General features: G+C 60.0%; 26 protein-coding genes. 10 read left to right on the top strand and 16 right to left on the bottom strand.

The window, feature by feature from the left end; all coding sequences use genetic code 11:
* Positions 1-21: 21 nt before the first annotated feature.
* A complete protein-coding gene (locus tag LRS06_RS24635; RefSeq protein WP_257873828.1) occupies positions 22-234 on the bottom strand; it encodes a hypothetical protein in 213 nt (70 codons plus the stop codon).
* A gap of 285 nt (positions 235-519) precedes the next feature.
* On the opposite strand from LRS06_RS24635, the gene LRS06_RS24630 reads away from it, so the two are divergent.
* The gene (locus LRS06_RS24630) at positions 520-1,302 is read left to right on the top strand and encodes an IS5 family transposase (protein ID WP_257873882.1); all 783 of its coding nucleotides are present in this window, start codon (positions 520-522) and stop codon (positions 1,300-1,302) included.
* A gap of 232 nt (positions 1,303-1,534) precedes the next feature.
* Here the strand turns inward: LRS06_RS24630 and LRS06_RS24625 are convergent, their stop codons facing one another.
* The 13 genes from LRS06_RS24625 to LRS06_RS24565 form a co-directional block, all read right to left on the bottom strand.
* Positions 1,535-1,741, bottom strand: a complete 207-nt coding sequence (locus LRS06_RS24625) for a heavy-metal-associated domain-containing protein (RefSeq protein WP_257873825.1) — start codon at positions 1,739-1,741, stop codon at positions 1,535-1,537.
* A gap of 182 nt (positions 1,742-1,923) precedes the next feature.
* Entirely contained in the window at positions 1,924-2,259 is a 336-nt protein-coding gene (locus tag LRS06_RS24620) for a four-helix bundle copper-binding protein (protein WP_257873824.1), read from the bottom strand.
* Between the two features lie 88 nt (positions 2,260-2,347).
* A complete protein-coding gene (locus LRS06_RS24615; RefSeq protein ID WP_257873823.1) occupies positions 2,348-2,977 on the bottom strand; it encodes a helix-turn-helix transcriptional regulator in 630 nt (209 codons plus the stop codon).
* A gap of 3 nt (positions 2,978-2,980) precedes the next feature.
* The gene (locus LRS06_RS24610) at positions 2,981-6,202 is read right to left on the bottom strand and encodes an efflux RND transporter permease subunit (protein ID WP_257873822.1); all 3,222 of its coding nucleotides are present in this window, start codon (positions 6,200-6,202) and stop codon (positions 2,981-2,983) included.
* 101 nt (positions 6,203-6,303) lie between these two features.
* Entirely contained in the window at positions 6,304-6,816 is a 513-nt protein-coding gene (locus LRS06_RS24605) for a nuclear transport factor 2 family protein (protein WP_257873821.1), read from the bottom strand.
* A gap of 45 nt (positions 6,817-6,861) precedes the next feature.
* Entirely contained in the window at positions 6,862-8,007 is a 1,146-nt protein-coding gene (locus LRS06_RS24600) for an efflux RND transporter periplasmic adaptor subunit (RefSeq protein WP_257873820.1), read from the bottom strand.
* A 13-nt stretch (positions 8,008-8,020) separates the two neighbouring features.
* Positions 8,021-8,647, bottom strand: coding sequence for a hypothetical protein (locus LRS06_RS24595; RefSeq protein ID WP_257873819.1), 627 nt, complete (start codon positions 8,645-8,647; stop codon positions 8,021-8,023).
* Positions 8,648-8,659: 12 nt separating this feature from the next.
* Positions 8,660-9,901: a TolC family protein gene (locus LRS06_RS24590; protein WP_257873818.1), complete on the bottom strand. Its 1,242-nt coding sequence runs from the start codon at positions 9,899-9,901 to the stop codon at positions 8,660-8,662.
* Between the two features lie 69 nt (positions 9,902-9,970).
* Positions 9,971-10,522 (bottom strand): heavy metal-binding domain-containing protein, encoded by a 552-nt coding sequence (locus LRS06_RS24585; RefSeq protein ID WP_257873817.1) that lies wholly within the window; start codon positions 10,520-10,522, stop codon positions 9,971-9,973.
* An 81-nt stretch (positions 10,523-10,603) separates the two neighbouring features.
* Positions 10,604-11,329 (bottom strand): DUF305 domain-containing protein, encoded by a 726-nt coding sequence (locus LRS06_RS24580; protein WP_257873816.1) that lies wholly within the window; start codon positions 11,327-11,329, stop codon positions 10,604-10,606.
* Positions 11,330-11,375: 46 nt separating this feature from the next.
* The gene (locus LRS06_RS24575) at positions 11,376-11,561 is read right to left on the bottom strand and encodes a hypothetical protein (RefSeq protein WP_257873881.1); all 186 of its coding nucleotides are present in this window, start codon (positions 11,559-11,561) and stop codon (positions 11,376-11,378) included.
* A 35-nt stretch (positions 11,562-11,596) separates the two neighbouring features.
* On the bottom strand, positions 11,597-12,322 hold the full coding sequence (locus LRS06_RS24570) for a heavy metal-binding domain-containing protein (protein WP_257873880.1): 726 nt from the start codon (positions 12,320-12,322) through the stop codon (positions 11,597-11,599).
* Positions 12,323-12,654: 332 nt separating this feature from the next.
* The gene (locus tag LRS06_RS24565; protein WP_257873814.1) at positions 12,655-13,143 is read right to left on the bottom strand and encodes a hypothetical protein; all 489 of its coding nucleotides are present in this window, start codon (positions 13,141-13,143) and stop codon (positions 12,655-12,657) included.
* A 380-nt stretch (positions 13,144-13,523) separates the two neighbouring features.
* Between LRS06_RS24565 and LRS06_RS24560 the strand changes: the two genes are divergently transcribed.
* The 7 genes from LRS06_RS24560 to LRS06_RS24530 all read left to right on the top strand — a co-directional run bounded on the left by LRS06_RS24560 (position 13,524) and on the right by LRS06_RS24530 (position 20,288).
* A complete protein-coding gene (locus tag LRS06_RS24560) occupies positions 13,524-15,929 on the top strand; it encodes a heavy metal translocating P-type ATPase (protein ID WP_308239935.1) in 2,406 nt (801 codons plus the stop codon).
* Entirely contained in the window at positions 15,917-16,177 is a 261-nt protein-coding gene (locus tag LRS06_RS24555) for a cupredoxin domain-containing protein (protein ID WP_257873888.1), read from the top strand. The genes LRS06_RS24560 and LRS06_RS24555 overlap by 13 nt, the downstream gene beginning before the upstream one ends.
* A gap of 9 nt (positions 16,178-16,186) precedes the next feature.
* A complete protein-coding gene (locus LRS06_RS24550) occupies positions 16,187-16,810 on the top strand; it encodes an AraC family transcriptional regulator (RefSeq protein ID WP_257873811.1) in 624 nt (207 codons plus the stop codon).
* 124 nt (positions 16,811-16,934) lie between these two features.
* Positions 16,935-18,206 (top strand): hypothetical protein, encoded by a 1,272-nt coding sequence (locus LRS06_RS24545; RefSeq protein WP_257873879.1) that lies wholly within the window; start codon positions 16,935-16,937, stop codon positions 18,204-18,206.
* A gap of 77 nt (positions 18,207-18,283) precedes the next feature.
* Positions 18,284-18,685, top strand: coding sequence for a hypothetical protein (locus tag LRS06_RS24540; protein WP_257873809.1), 402 nt, complete (start codon positions 18,284-18,286; stop codon positions 18,683-18,685).
* Positions 18,686-18,785: 100 nt separating this feature from the next.
* Positions 18,786-19,397, top strand: coding sequence for a DUF305 domain-containing protein (locus tag LRS06_RS24535; RefSeq protein WP_257873808.1), 612 nt, complete (start codon positions 18,786-18,788; stop codon positions 19,395-19,397).
* A gap of 429 nt (positions 19,398-19,826) precedes the next feature.
* Entirely contained in the window at positions 19,827-20,288 is a 462-nt protein-coding gene (locus tag LRS06_RS24530; protein WP_374679473.1) for a DUF6122 family protein, read from the top strand.
* Between the two features lie 146 nt (positions 20,289-20,434).
* Here the strand turns inward: LRS06_RS24530 and LRS06_RS24525 are convergent, their stop codons facing one another.
* Together LRS06_RS24525 and LRS06_RS24520 are read right to left on the bottom strand one after the other, a co-directional pair.
* Positions 20,435-21,526, bottom strand: coding sequence for a replication initiation protein (locus LRS06_RS24525; protein ID WP_257873877.1), 1,092 nt, complete (start codon positions 21,524-21,526; stop codon positions 20,435-20,437).
* Positions 21,527-22,291: 765 nt separating this feature from the next.
* Positions 22,292-22,765, bottom strand: a complete 474-nt coding sequence (locus LRS06_RS24520; RefSeq protein WP_135533143.1) for a DUF1905 domain-containing protein — start codon at positions 22,763-22,765, stop codon at positions 22,292-22,294.
* Positions 22,766-23,038: 273 nt separating this feature from the next.
* On the opposite strand from LRS06_RS24520, the gene LRS06_RS24515 reads away from it, so the two are divergent.
* Complete coding sequence (locus tag LRS06_RS24515; protein ID WP_257873804.1) at positions 23,039-23,440, top strand: hypothetical protein; 402 nt, start codon at positions 23,039-23,041, stop codon at positions 23,438-23,440.
* A gap of 54 nt (positions 23,441-23,494) precedes the next feature.
* Entirely contained in the window at positions 23,495-24,001 is a 507-nt protein-coding gene (locus tag LRS06_RS24510; protein WP_257873803.1) for a hypothetical protein, read from the top strand.
* Positions 24,002-24,338 lie beyond the last annotated feature (337 nt).

Here is a 24,338-nt window from a genome sequence, read left to right as displayed (position 1 = left end):
CGGAGGTTTTACCCTATTTGTTTAACAACACCCTGGGTCGGCGGCTGCCGGTGCCAGGGCGGCGGGGGGCGGCGGGGCGGTAAACGCTGGGGGCGGGGTGTGCACCATGCGGGTGGCGGCGGCCACCAGACTGTCACGGTTGCCGTGGAAGTAAGCCAGGAAATCCTGGGCCTGGGCAGCCGTGCTAAGGCCCAGGCCTAGCAGCAAGGTGGCGACGAATTTGGGCGACATCATCAGGGCAGGCAGGTTGGTGTGTTCTGCCTAATTGTTCGCGCTCCCGGTCGCTATATCACACCAGCCCGCAAAAAATGTTTTCCAGCAGGCTGCGGCTTGACACTAGGCCACGACGCGGCACCCGCGGTAGTGCGCAAGGTCATCGCTTCGTCAATACAATGTGTAATACGGCGAGAGACCACGTCTGAGCACCCGCTCAACTTAGAACGTGTTTGGGAATTAGGTAGGGCAAAAAGAAACGAGCCAGTAAGTTGCGGTCGGAGTTCCTAGGCTCCGGTTCGCTTTATGGTTGAGTGCTATCATCCCCTCACTGACTCGCAGTGGCAAGTTATTGTGCCATTGCTGCCCCTGCAACGCAAGCGGCGTTTGTGTTTGCGTCAAGTCGTTGACGCTCTGCGCTACGTGTGCCGCACGGGCTGCCAGTGGCGCAGCTTGCCGGCGTGTTTTCCGCCCTGGTCGGCGGTCTACTACTATTTCGCCCGCTGGCAAGCCACCGGCCTGCTGCAACGGCTCAATGAGGCGGCGAACCGCGCCGACCGGCTGGCGAGTCAGCGCTTGCCCACCCCGTCGCTGGCGCTGGTTGACGCGCAGAGCGTCAAGTTGGCCCCGCGTCTGGGCCAGCAGCGGGGCCTTGATGCACACAAGCGCGTCAACGGACGCAAACGGCAAGTGCTCTGTGACACGGGCGGGCGCATTTGGCGCGTGCACGTCCACGCGGCTAACGGCCATGACAGCCGGGCGGCGCGGCCGTTGCTGCCCGCCCCCACGCACCTGCGCCCGGCCTGGGCTAGCCGACTACGCAAGATATTGACCGACAAAGCATACGGCGGACAATTCGCCCAGCAGGTGCAAGGGCTGGGTTGGCAGCACCAGGTAGCCAGTCGGCCACCCAGTGCCACTCGCGGGTTTGTGCCGGTGGCCCAGCGCTGGGTCGTGGAGCGCACCTTTGCCTGGCTGAACTGCTTTCGCCGGCTGGCCATGGATTACGAGCGCACAACCAGCAGCCATGCGGCTTGGCTGCTGGTTGCTAACTTGACCATAACCTTGCGCCGAGCAACAGCCGACTAATTCCCAAACACGCTCTAACACAGCTGGCCGCACAGGGCTTAAAGCAGTTTTAGCCCCCGCTGATGTAAAGAGCCTAAGAATAGCTCGTTGAATTTCCCTACCGTTGTTTACCGTTCCTACTATTGTGCTACCCCTAATAGCTGTGGGAAATAACATTTCGCTTGAAGCTGCCTAAAAAACAGAATGGCCACCCGAAAGGGTGGCCATCTCACTGCTGGTTTAGGGGGAAGCGCTAAACTGCCTGTGCCTTAAAGCCGGCGTCTTCCACCAGGGCCAAAACCTGTGCTTCGGTAATGTCGCCGGTTACGGTAAGCACCTTGTTGGGATTGGCAGTGTCCACCTGCCACGATGCAATGTCCTGCTCGTTGTTGAGCGTGGGCGTTACGGCCTTGATGCAACTGCCGCAGTTGATATTGGTGTTGAATTGAAGCGTTTTCATGGAGATTGAAAAGGTGTTGCCCAAGTCGGGCGGGTTCGACATAAGAACACCCAAAAGTAGCGCGGGGTGCGCCGGCCGGGGTACACAATTACGTCTGGGGCTTGCATGATTTCCTGACCCGGAACACAGTAACAGCCAACTGGTATACCTACCAGCTGGCTGTTACTGTACTTAATAAATACCTAGGCAGCGATACCCTGACGGCAGGCCTGCTCGCAACGGCGGCAGGCTTCAGCGCATGCGCGGCAGTGTTCGGAGTGGGCCCCGTGCTTCTCGCACTCGTCGGCGCAGGCCTTGCAGATTTCGGCACATTCTTTCAGCAGATGGGCAGCATGCTCCGAGCCGCGGGCCACGAGACGGGCAGTAAGGGCACACACGTCTGCACAGTCCCGGTCCAACAGGACGCAGCGGGCCATCATCTTCACGTTGTCCTCGTGCAGGCAGGCGGTGGCACAGTGCTCGCAGGCGGCGATGCAGGCATTGAGGGCGTCGAGCAGGGGTTGGTTTTGCGTATGCATGGGAAATGGGGTAAGGTGGAAACGGATAGCTGACCTTATCAGGGTAGCTTTTATTTATACCCCGGCCCGGCCGTGCAGTTTTGCATAACTAGCGCCTTTCGCTTGCATCATTTGGCGGAAAATCCGCCGCTAGGGTCGGCTTTTCATTGCGCAGGAGCTTCCTATAGGTGGAGGGAGAGCAGCGGGTCACGCGCCGGAACTGCCCGGAAAAGTGGGCCAGGCTGGCATACCCCAAGCGCCGGGCAATGAGGCCAACACCCAGGGAAGTTGAAGCCAGCAGTTCCTGCGCATAGGCCAGCCGCTGGCTCAGAATGTAGTCTGCCAGCGTCTTGCCTCCCATCAGGCGGGTAAAAGCCGGGCAGAGCTGTCTGTATGTCATCCCCAACTCGCGGGCCACCGCCGCCCCGAAGGCCCGGTGGCGCAGACTCTCGGTCGGCTCACGCAGTAAGTGGTTTACCGCTACGCCTACCCGTTCCACCAAGGTCTGGTGGAAGGTTTCGAGCAGTGCAAACTTGGCCGCTTCTAGTGTGGCCCGCAGGCGGGGCCAGTCGAGTTCTTCCGGCCGGCCGGCGACGGTCGCCGCCCCCAGGCACACGTCGAGCACCTGTAGCCCGATGCCCTGCAGTTCCTGCCGGACCACCCGGATACCACGCGGGCACACCATATACTTGATGTACAGCACGGTGGTGGGCGAAGCAGAGGCGGGGCGAAGCGACATGGCCTAACGTGTGGGCAGCACCGGATTCAGGTCCGATGGCGGGGTGAGCGGCTGCGCGTCGAGTTCCTGCGGGTGCTCATCCAAGCCCGTTTCCTGATGAGAGGCGAAGTATTGTGCTAGGGCTTTTTCGCCCACCAGCCAGAACACCACCGGCGTCACGATGATGTCGAGGAAAGTGGACGAGAGCAGGCCGCCGAGGATGACCGTGGCCACCGGATACAGGATTTCCTTGCCGGGCGCGTCCTTGGCCAGCGTGAGCGGCACCAGGGCCAGCGCAGCCACCAGGGCTGTCATCAGCACCGGCACCAGCCGTTCCAGCGAGCCGCGGATAATCATCGGGAGGCCGAATTTCTCGCCTTCGTGCTCCACGAGGTGGATGTAGTGCGAAATCATCATGATGCCGTTGCGGGAGGCAATACCGGTGAGGGTGATGAAACCCACGAGGGAGGCAATGCTGAACGTACCGCCCGTGAGCAGCACCGCCACCACCGAGCCGATAAGCGCCAGCGGAATGTTGAGCATAATCTGGCCCACCATCAGCGAGGACTTGAAGTGCGAGAACAGCACCAGGAAGATGCCGGCCAGCGAAAACAAGCTCAGCCAAAGAATCTTCTGCGAAGCCGACTGCTGGCTCTCAAACTGCCCGCCGTAGGTGAGATAGTAGCCCGGCGGCAGCTTCACCTGCTGGCTGACTTTCTGCTGAATCTCCTTCACGGTGGAGCCCAAGTCGCGCTCCGCCACGTTCAGTGAAATGGTGATGCGGCGCTGGGTGTTTTCGTGGTTGACGGTGTTGGGGCCGGGCTCGTACACCACGTCGGCCACCTCACTTACCGGAATCATCTCGCCGCTGGGCGTTTCGATGCGGGTCTGGCTGATGGCCGCGATGTCGTTGCGTTGGGCTTCGGGCAGCTTCACTACCAGGTCGAAGCGCTTCTGCCCGTCGAGCATCTGGGAGACCACAGCGCCCTGAAACAGCGTTTCCAGGTCGCGCACCACTTCACCCCGTGCCATGCCATAGGCGCGCAGGGCGTCATCCTTGGGTCGGATGAGCAACTGAGGAATCTGGACCTGCTTTTCAACCTGCAAGTCCACCACGCCGGGCACAGTGCCCGCGGCGGCCCGCACCTCGTTGGCGTAGCGGCGCAGCTCCAGCAAATCGTTGCCGAACACCTTGATGGCCACCTGGGCCCGCACGCCCGAGAGCAGGTGGTCGAGGCGGTGAGAAATGGGCTGGCCGATGTTCACGTTCACGCCCGTAATGAGGCTGAGCTTCTGGCGCATATCGGCCAGGATTTCGTCGCGGCTGCGCATGGTTTTGCCTTCCTTCTTCAACTCTTCCTTGGTCTTGAAAGCCACCTCGATTTCCGAGTTGTTCACCGACTCGGCATGCTCGTCCAGTTCGGCGCGGCCGGTGCGGCGGGCCGTGTAAGCCACCTCTGGAATCTTGAGCATCTGCTGCTCGCCTAACGTGCCCAGGCGGTTAGACTCGGTGAGTGAGGTGCCGGCGGGTGCGGAGAAGTTAACCGTTAAAGAGCCTTCATTAAAGGGCGGCAGGAACTCCGTGCCGAAAAATGGCACCATGGCCGCAGCCATGACAAATAGCAGAGCGGTAGAAGTAAGCACTAGCTTGGGGTGATTAAGTCCCCAGCCCAGCAGTCGGGTGTCCTTCTTCTTGAGCCAGCGCACCAGCCCGCCGTCGGTTTCGGGGTGGTCCATCTGCTTCATGCGGGGTAGCAGGTAGTAGCACAGCACCGGCGTCACGGTGAGCGATACAAACAGCGAGGCCACAATGCTGGTGATGTAGGCAATGCCCAGCGGCGCGAAAATGCGGCCCTCCATACCTTCCAGCGCGAACAGCGGAAGGAACACCAGCACCACGATGATAGTGGCGTACACAATGGAGTTGCGTACCTCTGACGAAGCGGCATAAATTACCCGCAGCACCGGTTGCGGGTCAGGCCGTTGCTTGTTTTCGCGTAGGCGGCGGTACACGTTTTCTACGTCCACGATGGCGTCATCCACCAACTCGCCGATAGCAATGGCCAGCCCGCCCAGCGTCATGGTGTTGATAGAAATGCCGACGAAGCGGAATACCAGCGCCGTAACCAGTAGCGACAACGGAATGGCCACCAGCGAAATAAACGTGGTGCGTACGTTCAGCAAAAAGGCAAACAGCACGATGACCACCAGAATGGCCCCGTCGCGCAGGGCTTCCTCTACATTGCTAATGGAGGACTCAATAAACTCCGACTGCTTGAACAGCCGGGTGTTCACCTGTACATCTTTGGGGAGCGAGGGCTTGAGTTCCACCAGCGCTTTTTCCACGGCTTCCGTGAGGCCCACGGTGGCCGCCCCCGGCTGCTTCTCGATGCTCAGAATCACGGCGGGCTGGCCGTTCACGCTGCCGTCGCCGCGCTTGAAGCGGGCCCCGAACTCCACCTTGGCCACGTCGGCTACCCGGATGGGCGACTGCTCGCGGTAGCCCACGATGATGTTCTCAATGTCCTGCACCGAGCGCAGCCGGCCCAGGTTGCGGATGAGTACCTCCGAGCCGTTGCGGTCGAAGAAGTTGCCGGTGGTATTCAGGTTGGACTGGCGCAAAGCATCTTCCACCTGGTTTACGGTCAGGCCCGTGGCATTCAGGCGGGGCATATCCAGCAGTACCTGGTACTGCAGGTTGTCGCCGCCGATAGGAATGACCTGGGCCACGCCCGGGATGCTGAGCAGGCGCTGCCGCACGGTGTAGTTGGCCAGGGTGCGCAAATCGGCGGCGTTGGTTTCTTTCCCGCCCGAGAGGCCCACCAGCATAATCTGGCCCATGACTGAGGAAATCGGCCCCAACACCGGCGTAATGCCTTCGGGCAGCTGTTCGCCGGTGGTTTGCAGCTTCTCACTCACAATCTGGCGAGCCGTGAAGATGTCGGTGCCGTAGTCGAACTCCACGAACACCATGCCCAGGCCAATGGCTGAGTTGGAGCGCACTGCCGATACGCCGGTGGCCCCATTCAGGGCCGTCTCCACGGGCAGCGTCACCAGGGCTTCCACTTCCTCCGGGGCCATGCCGGGGGCTTCCAGAAATACGGTGACGCGGGGGCGGTCTAGGTCGGGTAGCACGTCCACCGGTAGCTGGCTGGCGGTATAGCTGCCAGCTATGATGAGGCCCAGGGCGAAGGCCAGCATCAGCAGTCGGTTTTGCAGGGCGAAGCGAATTATCTTGTCAAGCATCGGTTAGTAGCGCAAAGAGGAAGAAGCGGAAGCGGCCGGTTGGCCCCTCCCCTCGTGGCTTCGGGAGTGTTCCGGGCAGTGGCCCAGGCCAGTTGAGTAGCCTATTTTTTAGAACGAGGCGTACGGGCCGAACTGTGGGTACTCATGATTTGCCACTGCCCGGAGGCGTTTTTGCGCAGCACCGAGGTAGCCACCCCACGGCGCACGATGGGGGCCTTGGCTTCCTTTTCCTTGGGGTCTTTCTTGAGATTGATGGTGTAGATATAGGTTTCCGTCGCAAAAGCGTAGGGACCATCTACCTGCACGGCGGCCTTGTAGTCGCTGAAAGTGAAGGCCCTGAACTCCCTAAGCTCCGGGCCCAGGTGGTGCGCGGCGTAGTGCCGGTAGGTGCCTTCCACGCTGCCCGACTCGAATACCTGCGAATTGGCCGCGAACAGGCGACTAGTACCCGTGGTGTCGAGTTTTTGCACGGCCTGCTGGTACTTGGTGAGCACCGCTTTCACGGCGGCTTCGTCAGCAGCTGAGCCGCCGGGCGGAACCGTCTGGGCCTGCGCAGTCGGGGTGATGAGGGGAAGCGTGGCCGTCAGCGTGGCGAGAGCAAGGAGGTTTTTCATGGGAATTAGAAGCAGGAAGCGAGAAGACCAGCGGGTGAGGCGGAGCTATTGGTTGAGATAAATGGATTTAAGCTGGTAGGTGCCAGCCGTCACCACCCGGTCATTTTCGTTGACCTGACCCTGCACGAGCACGGTCTGCTGGCCATTCATGGCCCCCGGCTGCACATAGCGAATCTTGAAGTGTTCGGGTTCGGTGTGCACGAAGACCACGGGCTTGCCATTCAAGTCCGTAATGGCCGAGGTCGGCACTACCAGTTGGGGTTTGCCGCCGCCGGTCTGGCCCACCACCTGCACGTTCACGGCCTGGCCGGCGCGGTAGGCGCTGCCTTCGGTGGCATCGAGTTCCAGCACCAGCTGCCGGGCCTGGTTCACGGGGTTCACCACGTTGCTGAACACCACCAGCCGGGCCGGCACGCCCGCTTGGCCCTGCAAGCCTTCTACCCGAAACAAAGCCCCGGGCGTCACCTTCGCTAAATCCTGAGCAAACACCTGGGCTTCCACGCGCAGCTTGCCGGGGTTGATGACCCGAAACAGCTCGTCGCCCTGGTTCACCTGCTGGCCCACGGCTAGGTTAAACACGTCCACGGTGCCGCTCACCGGCGAGGTGATGCTCACGCGCCGCTGGCTGGCCTGCCCGTTGTAGATGGCCGCGTTTTGGCGGGCCTGGCGCAGGCGCAGCTCAGCGGCCACCACGTCTTTGCGGGCGGCAATGTCGGCGATGGTTTGCAGGCGGGAGTAGTCTTGCTGTGCGGCGCGCAGCTCAGCCTGAGCGTTGGCGCGCTCGGTGCTGAGGCCAATTTGCTGGGTGGCGTCGAGGGTTTGCTCAATCACGGCCAGCGTCTGGCCGGCCCGCACGGTTTTGCCCACCTGCGCAGCGAGGCTCACGATGCGCCCGGTCTGGGGCACTACCACGCGCCCCTCGCCCCCGGCCGCGGCCGATACCGTGCCGTAGAGGGTGGCCCGGCTGTAGGTGGTGGAATAAGCAGCCAGATTGGTGCGGACCTCGAACAGAAACTGGCTTTCCTTGGGCAGCAGCACCTCGTCGGTGAGGGCCACGCCGGTGCTGGCTTTGGCTTCGCCGCCGTGGTCTTCGCCGCTGTGCGCCTGCACTAGGCTGGGTGGGGGCAGCAGCACAGTTAGTACCAGTCCGAAGGCGGCCGTGGCGGCTAGGAATTTATGCTTGGTTTTCATATCAGAAGTGGCATTAAGGGAAGGGGGCACGGCGGCTGGCGGTCAGCGCCTGTTCCGAAGTCTGCGGCACGGATTCTGAGCGGCGACGACGACGCAGCAGCAGGGCCGTCAGGCCGATACCGAGCGCAAAGGCCCCAATCAGGGCCAGAATGGTTTTCCAGGATGAGAAAAGCGACGGGGCCGCAGCGGGGGCCGTAGCCGCCACGGGTAGCTTCTCCCCGACCTTGATGCCTTCGAGCAGCAGTAAATCGGCCGTTTCGCCGGCCACGATGTTCACCGCAAAGCTGTAAGCCTTGTTAGCCGGAAACTGGCCCTCAACCAGGTAAATGCCCGGCTCCTGCTCGGTTGCCGCCCATTTCAGGTTGGCGTCTTCCGGATTGGTGAGCGTGAGCTTCGCGCCCTTGATAGGGGCGTTGGTGGCGTAGTCGGATAAGAACAGGCGCAGGTCGGCCGGCTGGCCGCCTTCCAGGGGCTCGTAGCGCAGCAGCACCTCGAACTGCTCCGAGAGGGCCGCGACCGAAAACGAGGTAGCGCCCGCCGCCGTACCCGCCTTCGTCCCGTCGCCGTGGTCTTCGCCCCCGTGGGCGTAAGCCGGGCTGGTCAGCAGCAAACCCAGCAGCAAAATCAGGAGTTGTTTCATGATAGTTGACGGTTATTCGCCCCGCAGGTAGTTAAGCTCGACCAAAGCCTGGCGGTAGTCGCGGATGGTGGTCAGGTAAGTATTCTGAATGGCAAAGGCCTGATTCAGGCTCAGAATAAGCTGCAGGTAGCTCACTTCGCCGGCCCGGAACAGGCGCTGCGACTGGCTGATGATGGCCCGCGACTGGGGCAGGCCGGTTTGCTCGTAGTAAGCCAGCGATGTCGAAAACTTGCGCGTATCCGCCAAGGCCTGCTCGTACTGGGTGCTGAGTTCCAGGCGCTGGGCCTGCAGCTGGTAGCTGGCGGCCTGAGAGCGGGCCGTGGCCGCCTGCAGCTGCGAGCGGTAAGTCCAGAACCACACGGGCACCGACACGCCAAACTGAAAGCGGTATCGGAGCGCCGAGTTCTCAAATGCTTGATTTTGGTAGCCCACCGTGAGAGCCGGCGTGCGCCGCGCCCGCACCAGGCTGATGCCCGACTGGCTCAGGGCGACGTTCTGGGTGGCGGCCGCCAGCGTGGGGCTGCGCACGAGGGCGGCACTGTCTTCAACTGGCAGCCCGCTGAGTAGGGTAGTACCCGTTTGGGCTAGCTCCGCGCCGGTGCGGCTCAAGTCGGTGCTGGTAGCCAGGGCCTCGGCGGGCCGGCCCAGCAGCAGCCCCAGCCGGCGCTGGGCGGCCTGTTGGTCGGCGGTGGCTTGTTGCAGCAGCACGGTCACCTGCCGGGCTTCGGCGTCGGTGCTGATGCGCTGCAGCGAGGTGACTTCGCCGGCCGTGAACAGCCGCTCGGTGGCCAGGCGCAGCACCCGAAACAGGCTGTCCTGATACGTGAGCTGGCGCACCTGAGCCTCAGCAAACTGCAGGCTCAGGTAGGCCAGGCGGGTGTCGCGCAGCACGCTGGCCCGGCTCACGTCGCGGTTGCGCTCGGCCAGCGTGATACCGGCCTCGGCCACCTGCCGCTGCCGTCGGTATACGTTGGGCAGGTCAATGGTTTGCACCACGCCCGGGGCCCACATCTCGCCCGTGGGTGCCGAAAAGAGAAAATCCGGGTTGGCCGGCGCAAAGGAGCCCCGCTTGAGGGCGCGCTGCTCCTCAATCTCCTGGGTTGACTGCCGCAGCCGGGGGTGCCGGCGCAGGGTCTGGGCCTCGGCGCTGTCCAGGCTGATGGTGGTTTGCGCCCGCGCCGCGCCGGAGCAAAGCGCCAGCAGCAACAGCGTCAGCAGCCAACAATACCCGCTTTTTACGTTCAAGAACTTCATACAATCAGGTTAAAACCAGTCGGTGGGCCACCCGCTGTTGCAGCAGCAGGCAGCCCAAACGGCGCCCGCCTACGACTTTTTCACGAGGGCCATGCCGCACTTGGGGCAGCTGCCGGGTTCTGGGCTGGCACTGCCTTCGCAGTTCATCGGGCAGGCATACGCATTGGAAACGGCCTTACCGGCTTTTGCAGCCGCGTCAAGCTTCTCAAACCGGGCGTTGAGCGAGCTGCCGTTGGCCTTGAGGCTCACGATGGCCGTGCGCAGGGTGGTGCCGACGGGCACGGCGGCCACCAGGTGGTCACCGGTAGGAGTCAGCTTCACGCTGCTGGTTTTGCCCGTCGTACTGAGCAGCATAGCGGTGCCGGTAGCGCGGTCCACGGGCAACGCCTTTTCGTTGTCATCGAGCAGGTACACGTGGACCTGGCCGGCCTGCTGCACCAACTCTACATGGTACTTGCCCGCCGTGCGTACGATGCCGCCGTGGGGAGATTTATGGGCGTGGGTTTCACCGGCGGCCTTATGGCCGTGGGCGGCAGTACCGGGCTTGTGGCTATGCTGGGCCGCAGCGGATAGCGGCGCGGCCAGCAACAGGGCGGCAGCGAGAACGTGGTGAATCTTCATGGGAAACGGGTATGATTGGGGTGGGTGATGATGGGGGCAGGCCACGGCCGCCAACCGGCGGTGCGGCCTGCCCCCGAGGGATTACATCTTGTCGGCGTTCTGCTGGTGCCAGGCCTTGAAGCCGGCGATTTCCTTTTCTTGGGCATCAATCATCTGCTGGGCCATCTCTTTGAGCTTGGTGTCCTTGCCGTGGGCCAGTTCGGCTTTGGCCATGTCCACGGCACTCTGGTGGTGCACCGTCATCAGCATGTTGAAGTTCATGTCGGGGTCGGCTACTGCCTTGGGCATGTTCTGCATCATCCCGTCCATCGAAGCCTTCATCTTGCTGGTGAAAGGGTCTGCCGGGTCATTGGGCTGGTAGTTGGTCGGGGCATTATCCAGGCGGGTGGCGGCGGTTTCCAGCGCGGTGATTTCCTTGAGCTGGTCGGCTTTGATTTGCTCGGCCATGCGGCGCATGGTGGCGTCTTTGCCGTCGCGCAGCTGGATGTCAGCCATTACTACCGCGCCCTTGTGATGCTCCAACATGTGGTGGGCAAAGTCGTGGTCGGTGTTGCCCTTAGGTTGCGCGGCGTGCATCTTGGTCATCATCTCGTTCATGGCTACCAACTGCGGCGAGCTGCCGGCCGCAGCCGCGCCCTCGTGCCCCATCGCAGAGTGGTCCATGCCGGCCATATCGCCGGAAGCCGCGGCATCGGTAGTGGTTTCTGTGGTCGTAGCCGTCGAATCGGCAGCCTTATCGCTATTGCAGCTGGCCACCAGCAAGGAGCCCGAGCAGAGGGTGGCAAGGAAAAAAGCAGACTTTTTCATGGGTTTGGCGGAGATAAGCGGGAAATGAAAAGGGAGCCGGGCCAGGCTAGGCCTTCACGTTGATGGTGAAGTCGCCAGTGTGGATTTTGCCCGCGTGGTTGAACTGCAGAAACACGCGGTAGAGGCCGGGCTTCTCGAAGTTGGTGTTGAAGCCGATGTTGGGGCCTTTGTCGGCCTGGTCGTTGGGATGCACGTGCAGGTAGTTCTGCGTGTCCTCGCTGATGACCACCACGTGGCCCAGCGCCCCGAGGTAATTGTCCAGGTCGGTTACTGGCTGCCCCCTTTGCTGATGTTGATTTTCATGCCCAGCAGCTGGCCCACTTTCAGGTCTTTGTCGAAGGAAAGCGTGGCCTGGTATCCATCCTTTTCCCACTGCATATCGTCGTTTTTGAACTTGACCGGCGCGTAGGCGGTGCCTTTCACCGTGAGGGGCTGGCGGCCCAGCTGGTGGCCCGAGCCGGTGGGTGTATAGTCCTGAAACAGCACGTAGTCGCCGCCCTTCGGGAAGGTGTACTGCACTTTGTAGTCGCCGGCGGCGGTGTACTCGGGGTGTTCGTGGTAGAACTGGCCCAGGTCCTTGCTCACAATGATGAGGTGAATCTTCTTCTCATGCACCACGGCCAAGGGCACGGGAGCCGATTCGTTGCCGGTTTCACGAGGCGTGAAAGCCAGCGTGGTGGGCTGTCCGGCCGTCACCTGCGTGGGCGTGGGCACGAGCTTCATTTCGTAGGTCTTGCCATTGGAAACGGCGTCGTTGTGCTCCAGCTTCATGCCGCATTTGGGGCACTTCTCGCCGTCCTGGGTGCTGGTCACCTCGGGGTGCATGGGGCAGGCATAGGTGTGGCCGCCGGCGTGGTCGGCGGTGCCTTCAGCCGGGCCGTTGGTGGGCGTCGTAATGGTGTCGGTGGCGCTGCTGGAGGCCGAGTCGGAGGAGCAGCTGGCAGCGGTGAGCAGGCTGGCAACGGCCAGCAGGGAAAGGGGTAAGCGGTGCATAGAAAGAGGAATGGGGTTTGGTTGGAGGGCGCTGAATCCAGCAGCCCCGGTGTGTTTCTGCCGAAGGGTTAGGCCTGCCATTGCTGCCAGAGCACGAAGCCCAACACGGCGGCCACCGCGGCATAAAGCAGGTAGGAAAGCAGGCGACGAATTGGCCCTCTCGGGGGCGGAGCGCCCGCTTCCTGGCAACAACTCTTCATTGTTGAGTGAGGTAAAACCAGTAAGATGAGGGAGATAAGCGGCTCGATACGCCGGGCGGACACGCCAAAACAAAGGCCCGCCCCGGACATAGCGGAGCTATGCCAGGGCGAGCCTTGGGTGCGTCAAATCAATCAGACCGTCAGGGACTGAATAAAGATTCGGATGTCGGGTATTTTGGGGGGTAGGTGCTCACGGAGCACCAGAACGACCGAGTGCGTGCGGTCCCACGCGCCAGCGGCGGGCCGGAAAAAGAACTCATTGCTGACCGGCAGCAGGGCCGGGGCGGGCGAGAGCAGCTGCTTTTCACCGGGTGTCGCGAGCGACTTAAGAATGGTCGCCGAGTTGTCTTTGCAGCAGTCCTCCTTGCCCATGGGCTTGGAGCTGGAATGGCCGTGGCCTTGCTTGGTCTTAACCGGTTGCTGCTGGGTCAACGCTTTGCCGTGACCGTGGCAGCCGGGGTGCGTGGGCTTCTTCGAGGCAGCGGTCTGGGCTACCGGCGCGGGCGCGGCCTGCACGGGATTTATCGTCGCGCACCAGCACTGCCCCACGAACACGTTGACGAAGACGAGCAGGAAGCTCGTCGCCAGCAAACGGCGGAAAGGAAACAGGCTACGGAACATGACAGGCGCTAAGCAACCGCAAAAGTAGACTTCTCTACGAAAAGGCGGTACCGCTCACTTACCCCGTTTCCAAGCAAAGAGTTTCCGGGTCGTTTGGTCGGGAGGGCACTTCGCCTGGGAAAAGGGACCTCAAAAAGGCATCAGGCTGCTTTCCGCTGGGCTCGTGGTAAGAGGCCTGGGTAAAAGACCGCAAAATTATGCAAGTCCACGGCCGGATTATGTAAATCCATTGCCAGCTTGGCTACGTGCAAATTATGCAAGTATCGGGTGGGATTCCGTACTAACCCTGCTGCGGGGTGGCCGTTCCTTTGTAATGTACTTTCTAGCGCTGAGAACTACGCGTTTCCCGGCCCCACGTAGCGGTCCTGCTGCAACCTTCTATGGAACCAACCACCAAAACCGAAACCCTCGATATTGAAGGCATGACCTGCGCCTCGTGCGCGTCCTTCGTCGAGAAGTCCCTGACCCGCACGCCGGGCGTGCAGCGGGCCGTGGTCAACTTCGCCACTGAAAAGGCCACGGTTGACTACCTGCCCACCCAGGCCAGCCCGGCCACGCTGAAAGAGGCCGTTGTGCAGGCCGGCTACGGCGTAACCGAGCGCGCCCCCGACACCAGCGCTGCCGACCGGCAAGCGGAAATCGACCAGCAGAAAGCCCTGGCCTACGTCAAGCTTAAGCGTCGCTTCTGGGTGGCCACGGGGCTGGCCGTCGTCATTATGCCCCTGAGCATGCTCATGCTCTGGCCGGCGATGATGGCCCGCGTAAATATGCAGTGGCTGAACTATGGCCTGCTCGCGCTGACCTTGCCGGTGCTGCTCTACAGTGGGCGCGAGTTCTACACTTCGGCCTGGAACGGCTTCAAGCATCGGGCCGCCAACATGGATACGCTGATTGCCGTGGGCACCGGGGCTGCCTTCCTCTATAGCCTCGCGGCCACGGTGGTGCCGGGCTGGTTTATGCGCCGGGGCATTATGCCCGAGGTGTACTACGACACGACAGCCACCATCATTGCCCTGATTCTGCTGGGCAAACTACTGGAACTGCGGGCCAAAACGCAGACGTCGGCCGCCATCAAGGCCCTGATGGGGCTGCAAGCCAAAACGGCCCGGGTGGTGCGGTCGGACGGTCAGGAGCTGGACGTGCCCATCGAGCAGGTGAAGCTGGAGGATGTGGTAGTCGTGCGGCCAGGTGAAAAGGTGGCCACCGACGGCCTCATCCTGGAGGGCAGCTCCGCCGTGGACGAGGCCATGCTCACCGGCGAAAGCCTGCCGGTGGAGAAGAAAGCCGGCGACCCGGTATTTGGGGCCACGCTCAACAAAACGGGCTCCTTCCGCTTCCGCGTGACCAAAGTAGGGGCTGATACCATGCTCTCACAGATTGTAAAGCTGGTGGAGGATGCCCAGGGCAGCCGTGCTCCCATCCAGCGGCTGGCCGATAAGGTCAGCGCCATCTTCGTGCCCACCGTGGTGGTCATTGCCATCCTAACGTTCGTGCTCTGGTTCGACCTGGCTCCGGTGGAAGCGCGGCTACCGCTGGCGCTGGTCAACTTCGTGGCTGTGCTCATCATTGCCTGCCCTTGTGCTCTGGGGCTGGCTACACCTACGGCCATCATGGTGAGCACCGGCAAAGGCGCCGAGCACGGCGTGCTCATCCGCAACGCCGAGGCGTTGGAGAAAGCCCACCAGGTGAATACTGTGCTGCTCGATAAAACCGGTACCATCACCCGCGGCGAGCCCGCCGTGACAGACTTCGTGCCGGCGACCGGGCAGGATGCAGGTTTGCTACTACAAGCGGTAGCCGCTGTGGAGCGGCAGAGTGAGCATCCATTGGCCGAAGCCGTGGTGCGCTACGCCGACTCCCGGCAAACGGTGATGGTTTCGGCCAGCGACTTCCAGGCCGTGGAAGGAAAAGGTGCGCAGGCCGTGGTAAACAGCCAGCCCGTGCTCATTGGCAACTTCCGTCTACTTGAAGAAGCCGGCATCTCTCTGCCCCCGGCCGTGCGCCAGCAGGCCGACGAACTGTTGGCCCAGGCCAAAACGGTGCTCTACGTGGCCGTAGCCGGCCAGGCGGCGGGCGTAATTGGGGTGGCCGACACCGTGCGCGAAACCTCGGCTGCCGCCATCAAGCGGCTGCAGAGTATGGGCATTGAGGTGGTGATGATGACCGGCGACAACCCCCAGACCGCCGCCCAGGTGGCCGGTCAGGTCGGCATCACGCGCTACTTCGCCGAGGTATTGCCGAGCGGCAAGGCCGGCAAGGTGAAGGAGTTGCAGGCCGAAGGCCGCACGGTAGCGATGGTCGGCGACGGCATCAACGACGCGCCAGCCCTGGCCCAGGCCGATATCGGCTTGGCGATGGGTGGCGGCACCGACGTGGCGATGGAAGCCGCCGGCATCACGCTCATGCGCTCGGATTTGCAGGGCGTGGTGACAGCCATTGAACTCCGCGTCAGACGATTCGCACCATCAAGCAGAATCTGTTTTTCGCCTTTATCTATAACACCCTGGGTATTCCCATTGCGGCCGGGCTGCTGTACCCCTTCTTTGGAATCCTGCTTTCGCCCATGCTGGCGGCAGGAGCGATGGCCCTCAGCTCAGTATCCGTGCTCACCAACTCGCTGCGGCTGCGCAGCTTCTCCCCGGTTAAAAACTAACGTGATGGATACTCCCGAAATCATCGTGACTCTGGCAGGCCTGGCCTTATGCGGCTTTGTTATCTGGTACTTCTTCTTTCCGCCCGCCAGACGGCTAGCGCGGTTTCTACTATCAGCGGGGTGCAGGAGGTAGACATCACCGTGAAGGGCGGCTACTCGCCCGACGTGATTGAGGTGGAGCGCGGCAAGCCCGTGCAGTTGAGCTTTTACCGCGACGAGGAGAACAGCTGTTCCGAGGAACTGCTCATGCCCGATTTCAGCATTCGCCGCGACCTGCCGGCCTTCAAAACGACGCTGGTGGAACTGCTGCCCCAGCAGGCGGGTACCTTCACATTTACCTGTGGCATGGGTATGCTGCGGGGCAGCCTTGTAGTGAAATAAGCCCGCCCTATGAACCCTGAACTCCGCGCCGGCTTTACGCTGCCCGCTCCCGGTACGCACCGGCTGCTGATTAAGAACATGGTGTGCCCCCAGTGCATCCGGGTGGTGAAAGAAGACCTGACGGCCCTGGGCCTGCAGGTGCACCGCGTGGTGCTGGGTGAGGCCGATGTATCGGCTCCGGCTGGCGCGATGCCAGACTTGGAGGCCGTGCGCCGCAGCCTGCTCGATGCGGGCTTCGCCCTGCTCGAAGACCCCCGGGCGCAGTTGGTGGAACATATAAAGACGCTGCTGGTGACGCTCATTCACTACCCGGTACCGGGCCCGCGCCTGCTGAACTACTCGGATTATCTGGTGGAGCACCTGGGGCGCGACTACCACTATCTGTCGCACCTGTTTTCTTCCGAGGAAGGGCTGACCATCGAGAAGTTCATTATCCGTCAGAAGGTGGAGCGGGCTAAGGAACTCATTGGCTACGGCGAACTGAGCATGGCCCAGGTGGCCGAGCAACTGGGCTACAGCTCCCCGGCCCACCTCTCGCGGCAGTTCCGGCAGGTGACGGGCCTCACCCCTACCGAGTTTCAGCGGCTGGGGCCCGCCAGCCACGCCCGGCGCAGCCTCGACGCGCTGCTGTAGCCGCCGGTAAGTGGGTAAGCAGGCTATATGCGGGAAAAGTCAGCAGTATAATTAACGCCGGGCAGTTTTTCGCTGTTCATCAATTCAGGAGCCATTCACCTATTTTCCTGGCTCCTGCTCTGTTATGACCCGACAACTTCTCGTTGACTTTTCCGACGTATTTGCTGACCCAAGCTTACCCATTGAGACTTATCTGGCGGGTATCAGCCGGCTGCGACGCTTGCAATGCGTGGCACATTTGCTAGGTTACCTAAGTCAGGTGCCCGCCTCGGAGCGTGACTATAAAACGGACATGGAGCAGATTTTTGCTCCGCACAATCGCTCTTTTGCAACGGTCGTGTATCATAAAATGAGAGACTTAGCTCAGCGCACTGGGGCTAAGGTTAATTTCTTGCACCCCAAGGTAGTGCTTCAGCTTTATGGCTACTGCTTTGAGTTGCCCGATTGTCCGGACACCCAGTCCTACCCAGAGGTAGAGCGAAACCTCTATAAGGCCTGCCTGGCGCTAAATGGCCCATACATTCGGCAGCAGGACCAGGCCATGGCGGATGCTAATCGGTTGCTACCAACAAAACGGTTGGCGGCTCTAGCGCTGGCAGGTACTTTCTCTGACTTTGAGTTGGTGAATCATCGCTTGCCCAATATTGCCATGCTGCAACTCATGAAATCGGTGCGATTTTTTGAGTTTATGGAGGCAGAAGCTAGATTCAATCCTCTGTTGCAAGCCTTTTTGCAGCGCTTCGGCTGCCAGGATTGGCCGGAATACTTCCGCAAGCTTGGCGGGGTAATCAGGCCCGTCATTCAGGCCACGAAACGCGGCCGAATTGCGGTTGATTTAGCTCCCGATGCTGACTTTGAGGCTAATCGCGCCTTTTTACGGCATTTCACTCTTCCCGAGAACTTACCGTTAGACCAGGCCGATTTCACTAGTCTGCGAGCTACGCCGCTGTGTGAAGAGGAGCCGGGTACTTTTGCACTGGTTTATCCAGTACTGGTACTGGAAGCACTGCACAAGGGACTATATTTCCAGTTCAATGTCGCTAATAGGACGCTGCCAAAAGGCCAGCGGGAGCCGGATTGGCGCTCCGTTTACTGCGACCTGTTTTCAGAACAATACCTGCTCTATCTGCTGCTGGATGCTATTTTTCAGGGCCGGGGGTTGGTTCTGAGCGGCCGGGCCATCTTCGATGGCTGGCAGCTGAAAGGGCAGTCAGAGCCCGACTACTATTTCCGTAACGATAACCGGGCCGTGCTCTTCGAGTCAAAAGACGTGCTGGTGCATAAGGATGCCAAGGCGGGCCACGACTTTGCCACGTACCTGGACGAGGTAAAAAGAAGTTTCACGAAGACGATAAGCAGCACCCCAAAGCGGCGAAGCAGCTGGCCAACAACGTAGCACGACTGCTCCGCAAGCAGCTGGCTTTTGATACCGATTTCGACCCGGCCGAGCTGATACTATACCCGGTGCTGGTGGTGCACGACCGGCTTTACAACCAGCCCGGCTTGAACGTAGTTGTCAACGACTGGTTTCAGGAAGAGCTAGCCAAACTGGAGCAGGAAGGGCTATTCGTGCACAACGTGCGCCCGCTGATTATCATTGACGCCGATACGCTTCTAGCCTACCACGAGGACTTCCGCGATGGGCGGCTGGTGTTTGAAGACGTGCTGGAAGAGTACGTGGCTTACCTGCGTACCCCAGCCTGGGCCGGTATCAGCGACGCCGAGGACGAGCAGCGGCAGATGCAGAGCGTGCATCCCTTCGCCTTATTTTTGGAAAACTACGCAGAGAAGCGCGATATGCTGGGCATTCCCAAGGAGATGCTGTACCAGATTCTGCCCATTATCAACCGTGGCGCAGACGACGAGCCGGAGTAGTAAGCGAAGCCGGAAATTATGCAAGGAAATGGTAGGAATTTGTAAAATCCAATAGGCGGTATTTGGTGTTATTGGGGTTCATAAAAACCTCATCAACGCCATGCACCGTCTCCGTTTACACTTGCTACTGCTGGTTCTGTTAGGGCTTTTCGCAGCTTCCTGCTCCAAAGGCCACGACATGGACGACATGAAGCACGATAGCGCCTACATGAAAATCATGATGGATATGATGACGCAGATGGACGCGCAGGCCAAAACCCAGGACCCCGACCACGACTACGCCACCCAGATGGTGCTGCACCACGACGCGGCCATCAAGATGAGCGAGGAAGAGTTGCGCACCGGCAGCAACCAGGAAATGAAGACCATTGCCCAGGACATCATCACCAAGCAGCGGGCCGAAATCGGGCAGTTCAACGCCTTCACGAGCGGCCACCAGCCCATGCAGCCCCTGGTGCCGCAGTTCAACACCGTGCAGAAAACCAACATGGACAAGATGATGACCGCCAGCGACGCCCGCACGATGACGGCCCGGCCGGATTATGACTTTGCCCAACTTATGGTGGACCACCACCAGGCGGCCATCGACAACTCGGAGGCCCTGCTGCAATACGGCCGCAACACCACCACCCGCGCCCTGGCCCAGGCCATCATCGCCGACCAGCGCCAGGAAATAGCCTCCTTGCAGAGCTGGCTGACGCGTAACCGCTAGCCCTGATTTTAGTCCGTGAAAAAAGGCAGCTCTTGCGGAGCTGCCTTTTTGCTTTCAGCGAGCGATGGGGGCCAAGTGGGTCACCAGCCGGCTTGTTCCGTGGAAATGTTCATTGTACTTCCGTTGTCTGTTTTTCGACTCATTCTATCCGTTGCTGCCGGCTTGGTTCTGCTACTGACCGGTTGCCGCTCATCGGCTATCGGCCCTCGTTTTGCAACTGGCCCCGGGTACCACCATCCGCCGCCGGCCCAGCGCGTTGACACAGCGACGGTCGTCACCGCCCAGTATCCCCCCCACCCTGCCGCAGCGAATCAATACCGACGCACGGCCTCGGGTAGCAAACATGCGAAACAGCGGGCGTAAGCAGAAGACAAAGTCGGCCGGTGAGCCGGGCAGAAGGTTTGCCGAAGTAACGCCCGGGGATACGGCGTGCAATGCCACCCACTTGGTGGCTCCGCACAGCCCCCGCGACTACGCCTCCCCAAGCTATCCAGCGCCCAAACGCTGGTGCATTACGGCCTGCACTTCGTTTTTCCGGTCGTGTTGGCGCTGGTGTTTTTTCCTCTGATGTGGCAAACCGCCTACCTAGTTATGCTGGCCACGATGGCCATTGACCTGGACCACCTGCTGGCCAAACCCATTTTCGACCCGCTGCGCTGCAGTGTTGGGTATCACCCGCTGCACTCCTTCTACGCCATACCGGCATACGTGCTGTTGCTCCTGCTGCCGGCGACGCAGATTGTAGCCGTAGGTCTGCTGTTCCACCTATTCACGGATACGGTGGATTGCTTGTGGAACTTCAGCCACTGCCAGGAGTGCTACGTCAACTCCCGTATTTATGCCTTGCGCAACTGGGTGCGGAAGCTATGGGGCCCTGAGGTGGTCGAGTAAATAGCGATAGAAGTGCCTACCGGAAATGGCCTTTAACAGGTATTTCCTCTCGTAGCGTTGGGAATACAATTATCGAAAGCTGATAAGCACCACTGGGTTCAGGAGCCAGGCCTTATCGGGAACGAGTATGCGATTCTACGGGCCAGCTACTTTTTATCAAACCCCAGTGCGGCTTGCACCACCTGCCGGGCCAGTAGAGCATCTTTCTTCTTCTCCTCGCTGATTTGCTTGCCGACCCGCACGAAAACGGCGTTGCAATACTTCTGCTTGTCGTCAATCTTCTTCTGGCTGTTCTCTTTGAGCTGCCACTCCCGCAATAGCTTGCGGGCTTCGACTACCTCCATCACTTTTAGGTAAAGTGCAATGTTACGTTCAGTAACTTTGAACTCCCGCAGCCGGTCGATAACCGGGCGTAGTATTTCGTCGGCCAGCCACGAGGCCGGGATAACAGTAGACTGCTTGTGCAGCAGCTCGAAGCGCAGGCCCACTATCTTCTTCCGTCCCCTACCGGCCCGGTTAGCCTCCAGGATAGGATTGTAGACGAAGGCGCAGGGCGTTCTTTCCAACTCCTTTTGTGCCCCCAGCACCGTTTTTTTAATCAATTCGTTGGTGTCGGCGTGCTTCATGACCGGGTTGCCTTTCCGGTCCTTTTTGGGGGAGCCGTACTTGTCCAGCTCTTGGCCGCAGTCCATGAGCAGACGGTATTCCTCCAGCGACACTTCCCACCAGCCGGTATCCCGAAACGCGGATAATATCTCAAAGAACCGCATGCTGTACCAGCTGTGCAGACCCATGTAGCCATCCAGCTTGTAGGTCGAATACTGACCGGCAATCTGAACGAAGTAAGGCGCTAGCTGCGGGTTCAGAATGATGGTAATAATGCCATCCTTGAAGCCTACGCGCCGTTCCTTGGTCGTATCCAGCAGGTGGCGGATGTACCACTCGCTCCCGTCCAGGCTCTCGAACTCCCAGGTGACGTGGGCCAGTTCGTAGATAGCTTTTTTCAGGAAAGAATAAGCCGTGTCGGTATCAATGTCAGTGCCCTCAACCACGGAGGAAACCCGCAGCTGATAGTAGTCGCGCAGCTGCAAGTCATCTTCCTTGATTTGTTCCATCACCCGCGCCATAATGCGCTTGCCGTACACGGAAATTCTGCGCTGGTGGGCGAAGGTGGCTGCCCAATGCTGCTTGACCCGCGCCAGCGCTTCGGGCTCATACTGAAGGTCTAGTTCCAGCATGGGAACAGGCAGGGTAACGCGGGGTAGTCGGTTTCCTAACATCTAGCCGATAGGTTACGGTTGCAGCCACCAGAGACACTTTTGCCTCATCCAGTGATATCAGGCCGAAACATACGGCGAAAAAACCAGCTTGTGTAAAAGTGCGCAGGTTTATTACCTTAAAGAAGCAGGTTTATTACCTTAAAGAAGCAGGTTTATTCACTCAGACTCACCTTAAAGAAGCAGGTTTATTACCTTAAAGAAGCAGGTTTATTCGATTTACTCCTTACTAGTTACTATTAGGGTTTACCTTACCATCTTCTTAAAATAACCTACAACCTTGTTACGCGAGAACGAGAAGCATTTAGGGTATAAAACTGTGTGGGCAAGTCGAGAATCAACAAAACAGGACAGTCCAAAAAAGCATATACGCGAATAAAAACACGTTGTACTTTTTCAAGATTTAATTACCTTTTTCTACTATCACCTACTTCCTGTTATACTCCTTTATTACTTCTCTAATTACTAACCCACTACCAATGGAGGCCAGCCGAGCCGGGAAGGGCTGAATTAGTGCCTCAAGAGGCTGCAGAATCAACCCGCAGCCGTTCATGTAGCGCTGCTACCATCCAGCCGCCAAGTCGCGCACAGGGCAAGTTTTAGCTATTCTCCGATGAAGCCAAGAACGGGTGCGGCATTCACTACCCTATGGATTTTAGTTAAAACTTTAGTCCAAAAGTTGAATGAGCGGCCACACTGCCTGCTGAAACTGCACTTCTCGTGAATTCACCCAGTGGTACTCTGCAAGCCAAGCATAGCAATCAGGGCCAGGATTTTCTTTTCCTGTCGCGTGGCGTCCGGCTGAGAAAACACCTCGTGCAATAAAGCTCGTCGGTCTTTGGCGTTCCGAGCGTTAAATGACGTCAACACGCCGGCGTCGTCTAAGCAAGCTAGTACCGCGGCTTCGCGGACCAATACTGGGTTAGGCTCGCGATAGAGCGTGACGCGCACCGTGTCGCCAGCTTGCTTGCCCAAATGCTGGCGGATGGCAGCATTCACAGAGAGCATTTTGTCTTGATTTTTGCGCGGGGCCAAATTCCGTGATTCAACCGTGTAGTCATCTATTGTGCCCGACACCTTGATGTGACCCCACGTACCGGGAATATCACGCGAGTTCGGGATGATAAGGTGATAAGTCCAGGCTCCTTTACCCGGCCAGTGCTGAAGCACTAACTCTTGGTCTCTCACGATGTAGCTCATAGCTACCAAGACCTCCAGAACGGGGGAAATGTTGCCAGACAACCAGGATGAAGGATTGGGCAAAATCTCTCACTTGGCCACGGTCCGTCAGCTCTTGGTCCAAGCCACAATGAAACCAATACCACCATGCACTAGCCTACTCAGGGGCAGTGGGGGAAAAAGGTTGAATAATACTTGCAAAACATACATTTATAAATGTATGTTTTGCAACTTAGGATGCGTCTATTACGTTTAATGAGTGTAAGCAACAACGTAAAAAACGCCCTTCTAGCCATGAAAAGTGCCAATCTGTACCGCCCCGCCCGCCGCATCCCCGCCGCTCGTCTGGCTAAAATGCGCGCCACCCACGCCGCCAAGAAGGCCGCAACTGAGCAGGCCCGCCAGGAAGCGGCCCAACTGCGCCTGGCCACGCCCGAGTTTACCGCCGTGCCCAGCCTGAAAGCCTTGCCAGGCGGGCTGCATTGGTCGGCCCAGCAGCCGGTGCCCCCAGTCGGGGTGTACGTGAGCGCTAACCAAGGCGGGAAGGTCGAAACGGTGAAGGTGTTGGGCTACTGCCACGCCGCCGGCTTTATCGGCCTCGTGACCCAGCCCTTCCACCCCGGCAGCCGACGTGCCCACAAGATGCACCCCCGCGCCCACTGCGTTTTCGGCAGCCAGCTTGCCCAGGCAGCCTAGCACCAGCAGCCGGATAGCTCCCAATCTGATTTTCTCAATAGGAAATATACCGCTATGAATACTACCCCCGCGCCGAAGCAGCCCCAGATTAGCCCCTACCAGTGGCTGAATTCCGTGACCCCTTGCCCGCAGTGGCTGGGCTATCCAACCCGCCTGAGCCTGCCAATCAACCTCGATTGGTCGGGAGATTCGGCCGTGCCTGAAATCGGCTCCCGCGTTCATATTCACATGAACGGCTTTGGTCCAGCCGTCGTGCGGGCCTATTTCCACGCCGACGGGTACTTAGGCGTAATCTGCCAGCCGGACGAAATGCCCGACTGGTACCAAAAGCAGGCACCCGGCGTAACGCTAGGCCATTTCTTTGGCCGCGAGTTGGAGCCACGCCGGCCCCAGTCCCCGCAGCAGCTTGCGCAACCCGTGCCCAACTGCCAGGCCGAGGAAGTCGCCACCGGCACCGCGCAGGATTGGATACCGGAATACCCTCCCCAGGAGGAGCCGGATGATAACCAAGACAGCGAGGAGTACCCCGAGCATCCCGGCGACGAGCAGCACGACCAGTAGGTAAGTCGCGGGGGCATCCCTTCCTTTTTTCCCAACTGCCCCTCCCCTCTTTCAGTACCTGCTGGCCGGTTGCTGCGCTCATTTTCTTGGGCACAATGCCACTACTTTACCGGCGCTTGCGTTATATTCGTGTACCCTTTGCCTCCTACCATGAACTCCCCAGTAACCAACTTTCTCGCCCAGCTGACGACGCCGGAGTTTCAGAAATCCATTGGGGAGCAGCTGCGCGCTCGAGGCAGCTGCCGCGAATACTTTCCTTTCCTACCGGGACGAGCAAGGCCGCTACGTGCACGAATACCCTGCCACCGGTGAGGTGTACGAGGTTTCGCTGACCCAG

The sequence above is a fragment of the Hymenobacter sp. J193 genome, assembly GCF_024700075.1.
In the GTDB taxonomy this organism is placed as follows: domain Bacteria; phylum Bacteroidota; class Bacteroidia; order Cytophagales; family Hymenobacteraceae; genus Hymenobacter.
Note: the sequence above shows the minus strand (reverse complement) of the source record. Positions and strands in the feature narration are given on the sequence as shown.

Excerpts from the sequence above, each read along its gene's own strand:
- LRS06_RS24535 (WP_257873808.1), top strand. The coding sequence starts at position 18,786 with ATGCACCGTCTCCGTTTACACTTGCTACTGCTGGTTCTGTTAGGGCTT.
- LRS06_RS24600 (WP_257873820.1), bottom strand. The coding sequence starts at position 8,007 with ATGAAAACCAAGCATAAATTCCTAGCCGCCACGGCCGCCTTCGGACTG.
- LRS06_RS24620 (WP_257873824.1), bottom strand. The coding sequence starts at position 2,259 with ATGCATACGCAAAACCAACCCCTGCTCGACGCCCTCAATGCCTGCATC.
- LRS06_RS24625 (WP_257873825.1), bottom strand. The coding sequence starts at position 1,741 with ATGAAAACGCTTCAATTCAACACCAATATCAACTGCGGCAGTTGCATC.
- LRS06_RS24585 (WP_257873817.1), bottom strand. The coding sequence starts at position 10,522 with ATGAAGATTCACCACGTTCTCGCTGCCGCCCTGTTGCTGGCCGCGCCG.
- LRS06_RS24545 (WP_257873879.1), top strand. The coding sequence starts at position 16,935 with ATGACCCGACAACTTCTCGTTGACTTTTCCGACGTATTTGCTGACCCA.
- LRS06_RS24580 (WP_257873816.1), bottom strand. The coding sequence starts at position 11,329 with ATGAAAAAGTCTGCTTTTTTCCTTGCCACCCTCTGCTCGGGCTCCTTG.
- LRS06_RS24590 (WP_257873818.1), bottom strand. The coding sequence starts at position 9,901 with ATGAAGTTCTTGAACGTAAAAAGCGGGTATTGTTGGCTGCTGACGCTG.
- LRS06_RS24565 (WP_257873814.1), bottom strand. The coding sequence starts at position 13,143 with ATGTTCCGTAGCCTGTTTCCTTTCCGCCGTTTGCTGGCGACGAGCTTC.
- LRS06_RS24520 (WP_135533143.1), bottom strand. The coding sequence starts at position 22,765 with ATGAGCTACATCGTGAGAGACCAAGAGTTAGTGCTTCAGCACTGGCCG.
- LRS06_RS24635 (WP_257873828.1), bottom strand. The coding sequence starts at position 234 with ATGATGTCGCCCAAATTCGTCGCCACCTTGCTGCTAGGCCTGGGCCTT.
- LRS06_RS24550 (WP_257873811.1), top strand. The coding sequence starts at position 16,187 with ATGAACCCTGAACTCCGCGCCGGCTTTACGCTGCCCGCTCCCGGTACG.
- LRS06_RS24515 (WP_257873804.1), top strand. The coding sequence starts at position 23,039 with ATGAAAAGTGCCAATCTGTACCGCCCCGCCCGCCGCATCCCCGCCGCT.
- LRS06_RS24560 (WP_308239935.1), top strand. The coding sequence starts at position 13,524 with ATGGAACCAACCACCAAAACCGAAACCCTCGATATTGAAGGCATGACC.
- LRS06_RS24595 (WP_257873819.1), bottom strand. The coding sequence starts at position 8,647 with ATGAAACAACTCCTGATTTTGCTGCTGGGTTTGCTGCTGACCAGCCCG.
- LRS06_RS24525 (WP_257873877.1), bottom strand. The coding sequence starts at position 21,526 with ATGCTGGAACTAGACCTTCAGTATGAGCCCGAAGCGCTGGCGCGGGTC.
- LRS06_RS24630 (WP_257873882.1), top strand. The coding sequence starts at position 520 with ATGGTTGAGTGCTATCATCCCCTCACTGACTCGCAGTGGCAAGTTATT.
- LRS06_RS24510 (WP_257873803.1), top strand. The coding sequence starts at position 23,495 with ATGAATACTACCCCCGCGCCGAAGCAGCCCCAGATTAGCCCCTACCAG.
- LRS06_RS24610 (WP_257873822.1), bottom strand. The coding sequence starts at position 6,202 with ATGCTTGACAAGATAATTCGCTTCGCCCTGCAAAACCGACTGCTGATG.
- LRS06_RS24605 (WP_257873821.1), bottom strand. The coding sequence starts at position 6,816 with ATGAAAAACCTCCTTGCTCTCGCCACGCTGACGGCCACGCTTCCCCTC.
- LRS06_RS24615 (WP_257873823.1), bottom strand. The coding sequence starts at position 2,977 with ATGTCGCTTCGCCCCGCCTCTGCTTCGCCCACCACCGTGCTGTACATC.
- LRS06_RS24570 (WP_257873880.1), bottom strand. The coding sequence starts at position 12,322 with ATGCACCGCTTACCCCTTTCCCTGCTGGCCGTTGCCAGCCTGCTCACC.